Annotated in this window: 12 protein-coding genes and 1 tRNA gene; 3 read left to right on the top strand and 10 right to left on the bottom strand. The window is 64.4% G+C overall.

Going from position 1 to position 14431, the window contains the following annotated elements:
- Positions 1-48: 48 nt before the first annotated feature.
- The 3 genes from dnaQ to ACMV8A_RS10980 are packed head-to-tail and all read right to left on the bottom strand — an operon-like array spanning position 49 to position 2046.
- Entirely contained in the window at positions 49-792 is a 744-nt protein-coding gene (gene dnaQ, locus ACMV8A_RS10990) for a DNA polymerase III subunit epsilon (protein WP_495325831.1), read from the bottom strand.
- Positions 792-1250 (bottom strand): ribonuclease HI, encoded by a 459-nt coding sequence (gene rnhA / locus ACMV8A_RS10985; protein ID WP_495325830.1) that lies wholly within the window; start codon positions 1248-1250, stop codon positions 792-794. Before rnhA ends, dnaQ begins: the two co-directional genes overlap by 1 nt.
- A complete protein-coding gene (locus ACMV8A_RS10980; protein ID WP_495325829.1) occupies positions 1234-2046 on the bottom strand; it encodes a methyltransferase domain-containing protein in 813 nt (270 codons plus the stop codon). Before ACMV8A_RS10980 ends, rnhA begins: the two co-directional genes overlap by 17 nt.
- Before the next feature lie 37 nt (positions 2047-2083).
- Here ACMV8A_RS10980 and gloB point away from each other — a divergent pair, with 37 nt between their 5' ends.
- Positions 2084-2857 (top strand): hydroxyacylglutathione hydrolase, encoded by a 774-nt coding sequence (gene gloB, locus ACMV8A_RS10975; protein ID WP_495325827.1) that lies wholly within the window; start codon positions 2084-2086, stop codon positions 2855-2857.
- Positions 2858-2919: 62 nt separating this feature from the next.
- Complete coding sequence (locus ACMV8A_RS10970) at positions 2920-4554, top strand: lytic transglycosylase (RefSeq protein WP_495325825.1); 1635 nt, start codon at positions 2920-2922, stop codon at positions 4552-4554.
- Between the two features lie 52 nt (positions 4555-4606).
- Here the strand turns inward: ACMV8A_RS10970 and ACMV8A_RS10965 are convergent, their stop codons facing one another.
- From ACMV8A_RS10965 to ACMV8A_RS10950, 4 genes are read right to left on the bottom strand one after another with little or no spacing between them, the layout of a single operon-like run.
- The gene (locus ACMV8A_RS10965; protein ID WP_495325824.1) at positions 4607-6211 is read right to left on the bottom strand and encodes an ABC transporter ATP-binding protein; all 1605 of its coding nucleotides are present in this window, start codon (positions 6209-6211) and stop codon (positions 4607-4609) included.
- A 1-nt stretch (position 6212) separates the two neighbouring features.
- Positions 6213-7286, bottom strand: a complete 1074-nt coding sequence (locus ACMV8A_RS10960) for an ABC transporter permease (RefSeq protein WP_495325823.1) — start codon at positions 7284-7286, stop codon at positions 6213-6215.
- Positions 7283-8335 (bottom strand): microcin C ABC transporter permease YejB, encoded by a 1053-nt coding sequence (locus ACMV8A_RS10955; RefSeq protein WP_495325822.1) that lies wholly within the window; start codon positions 8333-8335, stop codon positions 7283-7285. The genes ACMV8A_RS10960 and ACMV8A_RS10955 overlap by 4 nt, the downstream gene beginning before the upstream one ends.
- On the bottom strand, positions 8335-10125 hold the full coding sequence (locus ACMV8A_RS10950; protein ID WP_495325821.1) for an extracellular solute-binding protein: 1791 nt from the start codon (positions 10123-10125) through the stop codon (positions 8335-8337). The genes ACMV8A_RS10955 and ACMV8A_RS10950 overlap by 1 nt, the downstream gene beginning before the upstream one ends.
- Positions 10126-10265: 140 nt before the next feature.
- Between ACMV8A_RS10950 and ACMV8A_RS10945 the strand changes: the two genes are divergently transcribed.
- Positions 10266-11054: an enoyl-ACP reductase FabI gene (locus tag ACMV8A_RS10945; protein ID WP_495325820.1), complete on the top strand. Its 789-nt coding sequence runs from the start codon at positions 10266-10268 to the stop codon at positions 11052-11054.
- Position 11055: 1 nt separating this feature from the next.
- Here the strand turns inward: ACMV8A_RS10945 and ACMV8A_RS10940 are convergent, their stop codons facing one another.
- The 3 genes from ACMV8A_RS10940 to ACMV8A_RS10930 form a co-directional block, all read right to left on the bottom strand.
- Complete coding sequence (locus tag ACMV8A_RS10940) at positions 11056-12342, bottom strand: dicarboxylate/amino acid:cation symporter (RefSeq protein WP_495325819.1); 1287 nt, start codon at positions 12340-12342, stop codon at positions 11056-11058.
- A 15-nt stretch (positions 12343-12357) separates the two neighbouring features.
- Complete coding sequence (locus ACMV8A_RS10935) at positions 12358-14259, bottom strand: SurA N-terminal domain-containing protein (protein ID WP_495325818.1); 1902 nt, start codon at positions 14257-14259, stop codon at positions 12358-12360.
- Positions 14260-14339: 80 nt separating this feature from the next.
- A tRNA-Asp gene (locus ACMV8A_RS10930) sits at positions 14340-14416 on the bottom strand.
- Between the last annotated feature and the right edge of the window lie 15 nt (positions 14417-14431).

Below are 14431 nucleotides of genomic sequence, written 5' to 3'. Positions count from 1 at the left end.
CATTTTATTCTTAAGAATTCTACCTACGCCCGACCATTGCCTAGCAGATTACTCTGACTCGCCCGGAACCGCCAGCGCCGGCGCATCGAGCGCACGCCACAGGCACTTGCCGCCGCTGGCCTTGTCGATGGCCTGCAGCCGTTGCTCATGGGCGGCGAGTTCCTCCGCACTGGCGCGCACCACGCGCAACGCCGGCCGGCCACTGAGGCGGCGGATGGCCTCCGGGGCCGCCGCGGTACCGCCAGCCTGGCTGCCCCCCAACGACAGCGTGGTCTGGCCGCCGGTCATGGCCAGATAGACATCGGCCAGGATCTCGGCGTCGAGCAGCGCGCCGTGCAGCTCGCGGTGGGTGTTGTCGATGCCGTAGCGCTTGCACAACGCATCCAGGTTGTTCTTCTGCCCCGGGTGCAGCTGGCGTGCCATCGCCAGGGTATCGAGCACACGGCAGTGCTCGTCGATACGCCCCCACGCCCCCTCCAGCCGCTTCAGTTCGTGGTTGAGAAACCCCACGTCGAAGGGGGCGTTGTGGATGATCAGTTCGGCGCCGCTGACGAAGTCGAGAAAGGCGCGCGCCACGTCGGCGAAACGCGGCTTGTCGGCCAGCATTTCATTGGTGATGCCGTGTACCTCGATGGCGCCGGGGTCGATCTCGCGGTCCGGCTGCAGGTACCGATGAAAGGTGTTGCCGGTGAGGCGGCGGTTGATCAGTTCGACACAGCCGATCTCGATGATACGGTGGCCGTCACCCGGCTCCAGACCGGTGGTTTCGGTATCCAGTACGATCTGTCGCATCAGACTTTTTCCTGCATTTCATCGATGGCACGATTGGCCAGCTCGTCGGCCAGCTCATTTTCCGGATGGCCGTTATGGCCGCGCACCCAGGCCCACTCCACCTGATGGCGCCGGCAGGCCTCGTCCAGCCGCTGCCACAGATCGGCATTCTTCACCGGCTTCTTGTCCGCAGTCTTCCAGCCGCGGCGGCGCCAGTTGGCCAGCCACTCGGTGATGCCCTTCATCACGTACTGCGAGTCGGTGGTCACGCGTACCTTGCAGCCACGCGTCAGCTCCTCCAGCCCCATGATGGCTGCCATCAGTTCCATGCGGTTGTTGGTGGTCAGCGCTTCGGCGCCGTACAGGTGCTTTTCCTTGCCCTTGAAGCGCAACAGCGCCCCCCAGCCGCCGGGGCCGGGATTACCGCGGCAGGCGCCGTCAGTATAGATTTCCACCGTGTCGTTACAGCTTTCCGTCATGTTTCTGCTTTCGTACAGTAGGTCCGGCCAGGCCGGTGGCCACCAGGGCACGGCGCGGGCGCCAGCGCGGGCGGATGGGTGTCAGGGTGGCGACGCGTTTCCTCGCCAGCAGCAGGTAGCCACCACCCAGGATCGGCCACCCGCGCCGCCCCCAGCGCTCCAGAAACGACAGGCGCTCCAGCAGTCCCGGATGACGCAGCGGCGGGCGATAGTACATGTGGTGCAGCAGCACCGTATCAAAGCCCAGCAGCGACAGCCAGTCCTTGACCCGCCAGGGACTCAGGAAGCGCCCGCACCACGGCGCTTGGCGCCGCCAGCCCAGCACCAGCCGGCACAGGCCCCACAGACTCCATGGATTGAAGCCCAGCACCGCCACATGCCCCTCGGGGATCACCACCCGCTCCGCCTCGCGCAATACCTGGTGCGGGTCATCGGCAAAGGCCAGCACATGGGGCAGCAGCAGCAGATCGATGCTGTCGCCGGCGACCGGCAATGCCTCGGGCAGACCGATACACCCCTCGCTGTCGCCCTGCGACGGCAGGTCCGTGGCACGGTCGGCGAGGAGCATGCGGTGGGAAATCCGGGAGGCCGCGGTCAGATCGCCGCCCTGCGGCGTGCCCACCTGCAACAGGTGATAGCCGAACAGATTGCCGAGGCTTTCATCCAGGCGGGATTGTTCGCAGGCGGCCAGGGTGCGCCCCAGCGGCGTGGCATACCACTGCCGCAGGCCAGCGCGCGCCTCGCGGCCGGAGGCGCAGCGATAGGATTGCAACAGCCGCTTCAGGCTAGCCCACATTGACCCGATACCCCCCTCCTGTCACCATGCGCCCATTATGCTTGATGTCCGTTACGTTCCCGCCTTTGACGACAATTATATCTGGCTGCCCGCACTGCCCGGCAGCCGCCGCGTCGCCATCGTCGACCCGGGCGACGCCGAGCCGGTGCTGGCCCGCCTGATACAGGAGGGGCTGGAGCCCGTCGCCATCCTGGTCACCCACCATCACGGCGACCATACCGGCGGCGTCTGCGACCTCACCGCCCGCTATGACATACCGGTCTACGGCCCGGCGCGCGAGCGCATCCCCGGCCTGACCCATCCGGTGACCGATGGCGACCGCGTGACACTCGATGCGCTGGGGCTGGAGTTCACCGTGCTGGAGACCCCCGGCCATACCCGTGGCCATGTCTGCTATCACGGCCACGGCGCCCTGTTCTGCGGCGACACCCTGTTCACCGCCGGCTGCGGCCGCCTGTTCGAGGGCACAGCGCAGCAGATGCACGCCTCCCTGAGCCGCATCGCCGCCCTGCCCGAGACCACCCTGATCTATTGTGCCCACGAATACACTGCGGCCAACCTGCGCTTCGCCCAGGTGGTGGAGCCGGACAACGCCGATATCCTCGCCCGCATCGACGAGGTGGCGCGCCGCCGCGCCCGCCACGAGGCCACCGTGCCCGCCCCGCTGTTGCAGGAGTTGAAGACCAATCCCTTTCTGCGCAGCGCCATGCCGGAGGTCATCGCCGCCGCCGAGCGCCATGCCGGCCATGCCCTGCCCGACGGCGCCAGCGTGTTCGCCACGGTACGGCAGTGGAAAGACAGCCTCGATTAATCCTTGAACCCACCCCGGGCCACGGCCTACCATTGCACCCAACGCCCTGGATGAGAACAACAATGCTCCGTATTCTGTCCCTTTCCCTGCTCCCGCTGGTCCTGGCCGGCTGTCTGCAACAGCAGGCCCGCCCCGCCGATCCCCTGAACGAACAGGGTACGGTGGTCGCCAATCCCACAGTGAAGGAATCCGCGCCGACTGTAGTGGCCTCACTCTGGTCCCTGCCCGATCTGCCCGGCGCTCTGTGCGAACCGCCGCAGGACATCTGGGAGCGCATCCGCGCCGGCATGACCCTGCCTGATCACGACCACCCGGGTATCCGTGCCGATCTGGAGTGGTATGCCAGCCACCAGGGCTACCTGGACCGCGTCGTCACCCGTGCCACCCCTTATCTGCACCTCATCGTCGAGGCGGTAGAGGAACGCAATCTGCCCATGGAACTGGTACTGCTGCCGGTGGTGGAGAGCGCCTTCCAGCCCTTCGCCTACTCCCACGGCCGCGCTGCCGGCCTGTGGCAATTCATCCCCGGTACCGGCAAGCGCTTCGACCTGAAGCAGAACTGGTGGTACGACGGCCGCCGCGATGTCGCCGCCTCCACCCGCGCCGCCCTCGACTACCTGGAGTACCTGCGCGATCACTTCGACGGCGAGTGGCTGCTGGCCATCGCCGCCTACAACTCCGGCGAGGGCACCGTACGTCGCGCCGTGGCGCGCAACAAGGCCCAGGGCAAACCCACCGACTTCTGGTCGCTGGACCTGCCGCGTGAGACCCGCGGCTATGTGCCCAAGCTACTCGCCATCTCACGCCTGGTGCTGGACCCCGATGCCCACGGCGTCAGCCTGGAGCCGGTGGCCAATGAGCCGGTGCTGACCACGGTTGCAGTGGATTCACAGATCGACCTGGCCCTGGCGGCCGAACTGGCGGAGATTTCGCTGGAAGAAATCTATCTCTACAACCCCGGCTTCAACCGCTGGGCCACCGATCCGGACGGGCCACACGACCTGCTGCTGCCCATCGAGCGCGTGGCCGGCTTCCAGGAACGTCTCGCCGCCCATCCACCGCAGCGCCGCGTGCGCTGGGAGCGCCACCAGGTCAAAAATGGCGAGAATCTGCTGCAGATCGCCCAGAACTACCGCACCACGGTGGAACTGCTGCGCAGCGTCAACAAGCTGCGCGGCAACACCATCCGCGTCGGCGACACCCTCACCATCCCGGTGGCACGCCAGAGCCTGGCCAGCTACCGTCTGAGCGAGGAGCAACGCCTCATCGCCACGCAAAACCAGCCGCGTGAAGGCCGCCGCGTGGAATACCAGGTCAAGAGCGGCGATTCACTGTGGAGTATCGCCCGCCGCCACGACGTCGGCGTGCACGAACTGGCGCGTTGGAACGGCATGGCGCCGCGTGACCCACTGCTGCCGGGCCGCAAGTTGGTGATCTGGACCGGTGCCGGCGCCAAGGACGAAGTGGTGGCCGCCAACAACCCCGCCAGCTTCACCCACCCCTTCAGCAGCAGTACGCGCCAACGCATCGGCTATACCGTGCGCAGCGGCGACTCGCTGCACGCCATCTCGCAGCGCTTCCGCGTCAGCGTCGACAACCTGATCAGCTGGAACAACCTGGACGGCAAGAAAGTACTGCGCCCGGGCCAGCGGCTGACCCTGTATGTGGATGTGATCCGCCAGTCGGGTAATATGTAAGAAAAGTTACGGGTTTCGGATTGTGAAACTTCACACTCGAAACCCGTAGCTGTCATTTAAACAACGCCGCTGCCAGCAGCCGCTGGGTATATTCGTGCTGCGGCGCATCGAACACCCGTTCCGTCTCTCCCGTCTCCACCACCTTGCCGTCGCGCATCACCATGACGCGATGGGCAATGGCGCGGATCACCTTAAGGTCATGGGAGATGAACAGATAGCTCATACGGTGCCTGCGCTGCAAATCACGCAACAGCGACAACACCTGTTTCTGCACCGACACATCCAGCGCGCTGGTGGGTTCGTCCAGCAAGATCAGCTTCGGCTCCAGCACCACGGCGCGGGCGATGGCGATGCGCTGGCGCTGGCCACCGGAAAACTCGTGCGGATAGCGCGGCAGCATGTCCGCGGACAGCCCCACCTCCTCCAACACCTGCACGATGCGCGCGCGCCGCGCCGCTACATCCAGCTCGGGGAAGTGCAGCGCCAGTCCCTCACCGATGATCTGTTCCACCGTCATGCGTGGCGACAACGACGAATACGGATCCTGAAACACCACCTGGAACTGGCGCCGCAGCGGACGCAGGGCGCGTTGCTGCAAGCTATCCAGCCGTTGCGCCTCGAAGCTGATTTCACCCTGACAGTCCTGCAGACGCAGCAGGCACATGCCCAGCGTCGACTTGCCCGAGCCCGATTCACCCACCACGCCCAGCGTCTCGCCGGGACGCAGTTCGAGCTGCACCTCGTCCACCGCCCGCACGGCCCCCACCTGGCGGCGGAAGAAACCGGCCTTGATGGGAAAGTGGCAGGACAGATCACGTGCAGCCAATAGCGGCGCCTGCCCGGCCAGCGCCGCACGCTCCGCCGCCGCCGGCAGCACGTCCGGTTCGCTGGCCAGCAGTTGCCGCGTATAGGGATGCTGCGGCGCAGCGAACAGCTCGGCCACTGCGCCCTGTTCGACCAGACGGCCGCGCTGCATCACACACACGCGCCGCGCAAAATGACGCACCATATTGAGGTCGTGGGTGATGAGCAGCACCGCCATGCCGAATTCGCCCTGCAATTCGTCCAGCAGATCGAGTATCTGACGCTGGATGGTCACATCCAGTGCGGTGGTCGGCTCATCGGCGATGAGCAGTTTCGGCTTGCAGGCCAAGGCCATGGCAATCATGGCGCGCTGGCGCTGGCCACCGGACAACTGGTGCGGGAAGGATTCCAGCCGCTGTGCCGGATCGGGAATGCCGACGCGGCCGAGCAAATCGATGGCGCGCTGCCGCGCCGCCCTGCCGTCCAGCCCCTCATGCAGCAACAAGGGCTCGATGATCTGCCGGCCGATGGTATGCAGCGGATTGAGGGCGATCATCGGCTCCTGGAAGATCATGGCGATATCGCGGCCGCGGATGTGGCGCATCTGTGCCTCTGACAACCCCAGCAGCTCGCGGCCGGCGAAGCGAATGCTGCCGCCGTAGCCGGTGCGCGGCGCCTCGTGCAGGCGCAGGATAGACAGCGCCGTCACCGATTTGCCCGAACCCGACTCGCCCACCAGAGCCAGCTTCTCGCCCGGCTGGATGGCGAAGCTCACCTCCTCCACCACGGCCTGCCGCGCCGCGGCAGGGCCGAAGGCGACGCTGAGCTTGTCAACCTGCAGCAACGGTTCCATATCAGCCCTGTCGCGTATCCAGCGCCGAACGCAGCGCCTCTCCGATGAAGATCAGCAGCATCAAGGTACCCACCAGCACCACGAAGGTGGTCATCGACAGCCACCAGGCATCGATACTGTCCTTGCCCTGCGCCAGCAGCTCGCCCAGGCTGGGTGTGGTCGGCGGCACACCGAGACCGAGGAAGTCCAGGCTGGTCAGCGCCAGCACCGCGCCGCTGACACGAAACGGCAGGAAGGTGATCACCGGGGTCATGGCATTGGGCAACAGGTGGCGCCACATGATGGTGCGGTTGGACACACCCAGGGCGCGCGCCGCGCGCACGTAGTCCATGTTGCGGCCGCGCAGAAATTCGGCACGCACATAATCGGCCAGGCCCATCCAGCCGAACAGGCTGAGCAACACGATGAGCAGCAGCAGGCTGGGCTGGAAGATGGAAGCGAAGATGATGAGCAGATACAGCTCCGGCATCGAGCCCCAAACCTCCATGAAGCGCTGCGCGAACAGGTCGATGCGGCCACCGAAGTAACCCTGGATGGCGCCGGCCAGGATGCCGATGGCGACGCCGATGGCGGTCAGCGCCAGGCCGAACAGCACCGAAATGCGGAAGCCATAGATCAGGCGGGCCAACACGTCGCGGCCGCGATCATCGGTGCCGAGCAGGTTGTCCGCCGACGGTGGCGCCGGGTTGGGCGCCTGGGCGAAATAATTGATGGTGTCGTAACGATAGGGATTGGGCGGATACAGCGCCCAGTTGTCACCCGCGCTCAGCTGGTCGCGGATGAACGGATCGAGGTAATCGGTCTCGGTGACGAAATCGCCGCCGAAGGTGGTCTCAGGATAGGTGACGAACAGGGGAAAGTAATAGGCACCCTCGTAGTTCACGATGATCGGCTTGTCGTTGGACAGCAGCTCGGCGCCCAGGCTGAGCACGAACAGAATGCTGAACAGCCACAGACTTACGTAGCCGCGGCGGTTGGCCTTGAAGCGCTGCCAAGCACGCTGCGCGGCGGTGACCCGCGGCGGCCGTGACTCAGCATCGAGCTGGAGCACTGCGCTGCCCTGTAGCTGACTCATTGTTTCACCGACTCGAACTGGATGCGTGGGTCGACCAGCACGTAGCAGATGTCGGTGAGCAGCTTGCCCACCAGGCCGATCAGGGTGAACAGATACAGCGTACCCATCACTACCGGATAGTCGCGCTTCATCACCGCGTCGTAGGACAGCAGGCCGATGCCGTCGAGAGAGAAGATAGTTTCGATGAGCAGACTGCCGGTGAAGAAGGCCGCCAGGAAGGCGCCGGGGAAGCCGGTGATCAGTGGAATGATGGCGTTGCGGAACACATGGCGGTACAGCACGGCGTTCTCACTCAGGCCCTTGGCGCGCGCGGTCAGCACATATTGCTTGCGGATCTCCTCCAGAAAGCTGTTCTTGGTCAGCATGGTCATCACCGCAAAGCTGCCCACCACCGCGGCGGTGACCGGCAGCACCATGTGCCAGAGATAGTCCAGCACCTTGCCGCCCGTCGACAACTCCTCCCAGTTGTCGGAGGTAAGGCCACGTAGCGGAAACACATCCCAGAAGCTGCCACCGCCGAACAGCACCAGCAGGGTGATGCCAAGCACGAAGCCGGGGATGGAGTAGCCGATGAGAATCAAGGTGCTGGTGGCCATATCAAACGGCGTGCCGTCGCGCACCGCTTTGGCCACGCCGAGCGGCACAGAGATGAGATAGGTGAGGAAGAAGGTCCACATGCCGAGACTGATGGACACCGGCAGCTTGGACAGCACTAGGTCTAGTACCGACTGGTGATGAAAATAGCTGTCGCCCAGGTTGAAGGTGACGTAATTGCCCAGCATCTCCACGAAGCGCTGCCAAGCCGGCTTGTCGAAGCCGTAATAGGCCTTCAACTCCGCCAGCCGCTCGCTGTCCAGCCCCTGCGCGCCGCGGTACAGGCCTTGGATACCGGCGCTGGCCTCGCCCTGCATGCCCTGCCCCTTGAGCTGCGCCACCAGTTGCTCCACCGGCCCGCCGGGCACAAACTGAATGACGATGAAGGTGATCAGCAACACCCCGATGAGGGTGGGGATCATCAGCAACAGGCGTTTGAGTATGTAGGCGGCCATCAGCGCTGCCCCTCCTTGCTCCACCAGGTGCTCAGCATCCAGCTCGATGCGTTGTAATAAAGCGGCAATTGCTGCGGCATGCCAAAGCGATCCCAGTAGGCGACACGATGGGTGCCGATATACCAGTGCGGCACCAGATATTCACCCCACAGCAGTACCCGATCCAGTGCATGCACCGCACTCACCAGCGCCGCACGATCGCGGGCATAGATCACCTGCTCTACCAGCGCATCCACCACCGGGTCCTGAATACCGATCAGGTTGCGCGTGCCCTCCTGCGTCGCCGCCGAGGAATGGAACATGCCCAGCAGTTCGTTGCCCGGCGACTGCGACTGGCCGAAACCGGCCACCACCATGTCGTAGTCGTAGGTATCCATGCGCCGCTGGTACAGCGCCGGGTCCACCGTGCGGTAACTCACCGTGATGCCCAGCCTGCCCAGATTGCGCGCATAGGGGGCAACGATGCGCTCGAAGCCCTTCTGCACCAGCATGATGTCGAAGTGGAACGGCTCGCCGGCGGCATTGCGCAGCGCGCCGTTGCGATAGCTCCAGCCCGCCTCCAGCAGCAGGGCCTTGGCCTGGCGCAGATTGTCGCGCAGGCTATGCGGTGGCTCGGTGCTGGGCGGCAACCAGGGCCGCTGGAACAGCTCCGCCGGCAACTGTTCACGGAATGGCTCCAGCAGGGCCAATTCGGCACCGCTGGGTACGCCGCGCGCGGCCAGCTCGCTGTTGCTGAAATAACTGTCACAACGCGCGTACTGGTTATAGAACAGTTGGCGGTTGGACCATTCGAAGTCCAGCGCCAGGGTCAGGGCGCGGCGCACGCGGATGTCCTGAAACAACGGCCGGCGCAGATTGAATACAAAGCCCTGCATGCCGGCGTTATTGTGGTGCTCCAACTCAGTCTTGACGATGCGGCCATCACGGAACTTGCTGCCGACGTAATCGCGCGCCCAGGTCTTGGAGTTGTATTCGGCGATGAAGTCGAATTCGCCAGCCTTGAACGCCTCCAGCGCCACGGTGAAGTCGCGGTAGAACTTGAAGGTAACCCGGTCGAAGTTGTACATGCCGCGGCGCACGTTGAGATCACGCGCCCAGTAATCGGGGTTACGCACGAAGGTGATGTACTTGCCCAGTTCGTATCTTTCGACACGGTAGGGGCCGCTGGTGATTGGCTCGACCAGGGCCATGCGGTCGAAGTCGCGCTCGCCCACCCAGGCACGGGAGAAGATGGGTATCTGGCCGGCGATCATGTGCAGTTCGGGATTGACGCGCGCGAAATCGAAGCGCACGGTACGCTCGTCCACCACCACCGCCCGCTCGATGTCGCCCCAGTAGAAGCGATACTGCGGGTGGCCCTTGTCACGCAGGGTCTCGAAGGAGAACTTCACATCGGCGGCGGTCACCAGACTGCCGTCGTAGAAACGCGCCTGCGGATTGAGACGATAGGTCACTGAACGGCGATCCGGCGCCAATTGGACATCCTCCGCCAGTAGGCCGTACTGGCTGAACGGCTCGTCCAGGCTGCCCTCCATCAAGGTCTCGAACATCAGATCGCTGAGGCCGGCCGCGGACTGTCCCTTGAGGGTGAAGGGATTGAGGCTGTCGAAACCACTGACGGACGACAGATTGATGCTGCCGCCTTTGGGCGCCTCGGGGTCGACATAGTGAAAGTGGGCGAAGCCCGGCGCATAGGCCGGTGTGTAACCAAGCGCCTGGGCCGGGGCCGCCAGCACCGGCGCGGCAACGCACAGCAACCACAGGAGCAAGGCAAGGCGATACATGGTCATACTTGTTGCAACAGGGTCCGCGACATGGAGGAGCGCCGGTGGTTCATTGTTATGGTTCGGTTGTATGATGAACCCACAAGTTGCAGGGCAACGGCCGCATGGTAGTACGAGCCTCCCTGCCTTAACAACTGGAGTTCGCCATGGGTTTTCTGCAGGGCAAACGCGCGCTCATCGTCGGCCTGGCCAACGACCATTCCATCGCCTGGGGCATCGCCAGGGCAATGCGGCGCGAAGGTGCCGAGCTGGCCTTTACCTATCAAAGCGAAAAGCTGGCGGGACGCATCGCCACCCTGGCGGCTGGCCTGGACTCGGACATCACGCTGCACTGCGACGTCGGCCGCGACGCCGATATCGAACAGGTGTTCAACCAGCTCGACGACTATTGGAATCATCTCGACATCATCGTCCATTCCGTGGCCTACGCCCCGGCCGGCCAGCTGGAGGGCAATTACATAGACGACGTCACCCGCGAAGGGTTCCGCATCGCCCATGACATCAGCTCCTACAGCTTCGTCGCCCTGGCCAAGGCGGCGCGGTCCATGCTGCGGCCCGGCAGCGCCCTGCTCACCGTCAGCTACCTCGGCGCAGTCCGCGCCGTGCCGCACTACAACGTGATGGGCCTGGCCAAGGCCAGCCTGGAGGCCAATGTGCGCTACATGGCCGCGGCGCTCGGCCCGGAGCAGGTGCGGGTCAATGCCATCTCCGCCGGCCCCATCAAGACCGCAGCCGCCAAGGGGATCAGCGACTTCAACCAGATGCTAGATTATGGCGCACGCAACGCGCCGCTGCGCCGCAATGTAACCCTGGACGAGGTGGGCAATGCCGCGGCCTTTCTCTGCTCCGACCTCGCCTCCGGCATCAGCGGCGACGTGCTCTATGTCGATGCCGGCTACCACGTGCAGGCCATGGCCCTGCCGGACGGTGATTGAATCAACCCGGCGCCTTCTCCGGCAGGATCCCTTCCTCCCCTTCCAGGCGCGCGATGATCACCGCGCCACAGGAATCGCTGTAGACATTCACCGCCGTGCGGCACATGTCGAGCACGCGGTCCACTGCAAGAATTAGCGCGATGCCCTCCAGTGGCAGGCCGATGCTGCCGAGAATGATGGCGATGGCCACCAGACTCGCCGCCGGAATACCGGCCACGCCGATGGAGGTGAGCAGGGCCACCAGCACGATGGTGAACTGCACGCCGAAGCTCAACTCCAGGCCGTAGGCCTGGGCGATGAACATCGCCGCCACACACTCGTACAGCGCCGTGCCGTCCATGTTCACCGTCGCTCCCAGTGGCAACACGAAGCTGCTGGTGCGATTGGACACCCCGGCGTTCTTCTCCACGCACTCCAGGGTGAGCGGCAGGGTGGCCGACGAGGAAGCGGTGGAAAACGCCGTGAGCAGCGCCGGCGCCATGGCCTGATAGTGGCGCAACGGATTGACCCGTCCGATGAAACGCAGCAGCAGCGGCAGGATGATGAGAAAGTGTACGGCAAGTGCCGCGAGGACGGTGATGAAGAACCAGGCCAGCGGCGCGAAAGCGGAGAACCCCGTGTCGGCCACCACCCGCGCCACCAGGGCGAACACGCCAAGCGGCGCGAAACGAATCACCCACTCGGTGATCAACATCATCACCTTGAACAGGCCGTGCCAGAAGTTGTACTGCACCTCCGCATAGGCGGCACCGATGCGCGTCATGAAATAGCCGTACAGCAGGCTGAAAAAGATCAGCCCCAGCATCTGCCCTTCGGCCGCCGCTGCGACGATGTTCACCGGCACCATGCGCAGGAACACATCCACCACATCACCGGCGTCGCGCCCCGCCACCTTGTCCAAGACGGCGTGATTTTCCGTCACCAGACCCAGCCGCTGCTGGGCCGGCTCGCCGTCGATGATGCCGGGCGCCACCATATTGACCAGCAACAGACCGACCAGGATCGCCAACAGGCTGGTCGTCATGTAATACAGCAGGGTGCGGCCGCCGAGGCGGCCGAGGGCGGAAGAGGAACCGATACCGGCAATGCCGCTGATGATCGAGGCCATGATCAGCGGCACGATCAGCATCTTCAGCGCATTGAGGAACAGGGTGCCGACAAAGTCGAACACCGCGTAGAAGGTGATACCGAATACACCGCCGTCGCGGCCGGCCAGCAGGCCGGCCGGAACGGCGAGCGCCAGCGCGATGAGGATCTGCCAGTGCAGTTTGAGCCGCAGCAGCCTCATCGTCTGGCCTCCGCGCTAGGGCTGCCGGGCTGGACGACTGACCTTGGCGGCGGCACGGATACTGCCCAACACGGCGGCAAAGGCAGCTTCGCCCGCCGCACGCTCCAGGTCACCCGCCGCACCAGTCTCGCCCTCGACCACTTCGCCATCCCGCACCGCGTACAGGCCCAACACAGCGATGTCACCGCCTGCGGTCACGGTGGTCTCCCAACGCGGCCGAGTCCCCTGCGGACGCGGCATGGCAAAGGCACTGCGCAGAATAGCGGCATCCACACTGCCGTCTTCCCGCGCCACACCTTCCTTGCGCTGCCACTTGGCCCGTGCCCCCTTGGCAATCAGGGCGGGGTCTCCGCCCTGCTGCAATTGCTGCTGCAATGCCGCAGCGGCCTCACGCGCGGCGGCAGCGGCCTTGTCACGGCGCAGGCGGTTCACGATGTCATCACGCACCTGCTCCAGGGGGCGGCGCTGCTCAGGCTGATGCTGCACGACGCGCAACACCACCAGATGATTGCGCCCCACCTCAATGGCCTCGCTATTATTGCCCCGCACCAACACATCCTCACTGAAGGCTGCCGTCAACAGGCGCGGATTGGCCAGAATACCGGTGCCACCGCGGCGGCTGAAGGGCTCGCTCTGCTTGACAGACAACTCGAGCTGACGCGCCGCCTCTTCCAGGGTGTCCGGGTGCTCATAGGTAAGATTGGCCAACTGCTCGGCCTGATCATAGAACTGCTGCTCGGCACGCTCATTGCGTATCTCGGCCAACAGTTGCTCACGCACTTCGGCAAACGGTTTGGTGTTACCGCCGCGCACGGCCTCCAAGCGGATGATGTGGTAACCGAAGGCACTGCGCACCGGTTCGCTCACCTGGCCCGGTTTCAAGGCAAAGGCGGCCTCCTCGAACACCTTGTCCATCACGCCACGACCGAAGAAGCCGAGATCACCGCCCTCGGCGGCTGACACCGGATCCTGGGACGACTTGCGCGCCACGTCGGCAAAGGCAGCACCGCCGCGCACCTGCGCCAGCAACTTCTCTGCCTCGGCACGCGCCGCCGCGTCTGCCGCTGCATCAGCGCCCGGCTCGACCAAAATCAGAATATGGCGGGCGTGGCGTTCCTCCGGCGTGGAGAAACTGGCCAGTTGCGCCTGATAGCGTGCACGCAATTCATCCTCGCCCACCTTGATACCTTGGGCGATCTGTTCGGCCGACAACTCCAGATAGGCAACACTCACCTGCTCCGGCTGTATGAACAGCGCCCCCTGTGCCTCGTAAAAGGCCTGCACTTCCTCCGCGCTGACCTGGGCCTTGGCGATGAAATCGGCCAACGGCAACTGCAGGAAGCCGATATCGCGCTGCTGGCCGAACAGTTGCTGCATGGCGCGCTGCTCCGCCGGCGTAGCAAAATCGCTGCGCGCGATGCCCGCATACAACTGCTGCGTCAGCATGTCACGGCGCAGATCGGCCTCGAACTGCATGGAATCGCCGATGCCACTATTGCGCAGCGCGCTCTCGTAGGCCTGCTGCGAAAACTGACCTCCGATCTGGAACCCCGGCACGCTGTAGATGGTAGCCGCCAGCAACGCATTGCCGATACGCATGCCGCTGTCGGTGGCGGTCTGCACCAGCAGTTCCTGCTCGATCAGCCCATCCAGCACCTGCTGGCGCATCTGCTCCTCGGGAAACATCTCGGGGCGATAATTGGCACCCAGCATCTGCCGCAGGCGCTGCTGCTGCTGGAACAACACCTGCTGCAACCGCTGCGACGAAATTTCGGTGTCGTTGACCTTGGCTGCGGGAATCTCCTTGCCGCCGTCGAAGTATTGGTTGATACCCCAAAGCGCGAAGGGAATGATGATCAGGATTACGATGACCCAGGCGATCCAACTCTGGGCGCGTTCACGGATGAATTGCAGCATGGCGTTCTAGCCCCTACGCTGATGTTTTTCTTCTACCGAAAAAAGAAAAGGGCGCACATTGCGGTGCGCCCTTTTGCTAGTGGCGGAGTGGACGGGACTCGAACCCGCGACCCCCGGCGTGACAGGCCGGTATTCTAACCGACTGAACTACCACTCCAAAAAACAACTGCAT

This window comes from Sulfurivermis sp. (assembly GCF_059410345.1).
This window is presented reverse-complemented; position numbering and strand designations above follow the sequence as displayed.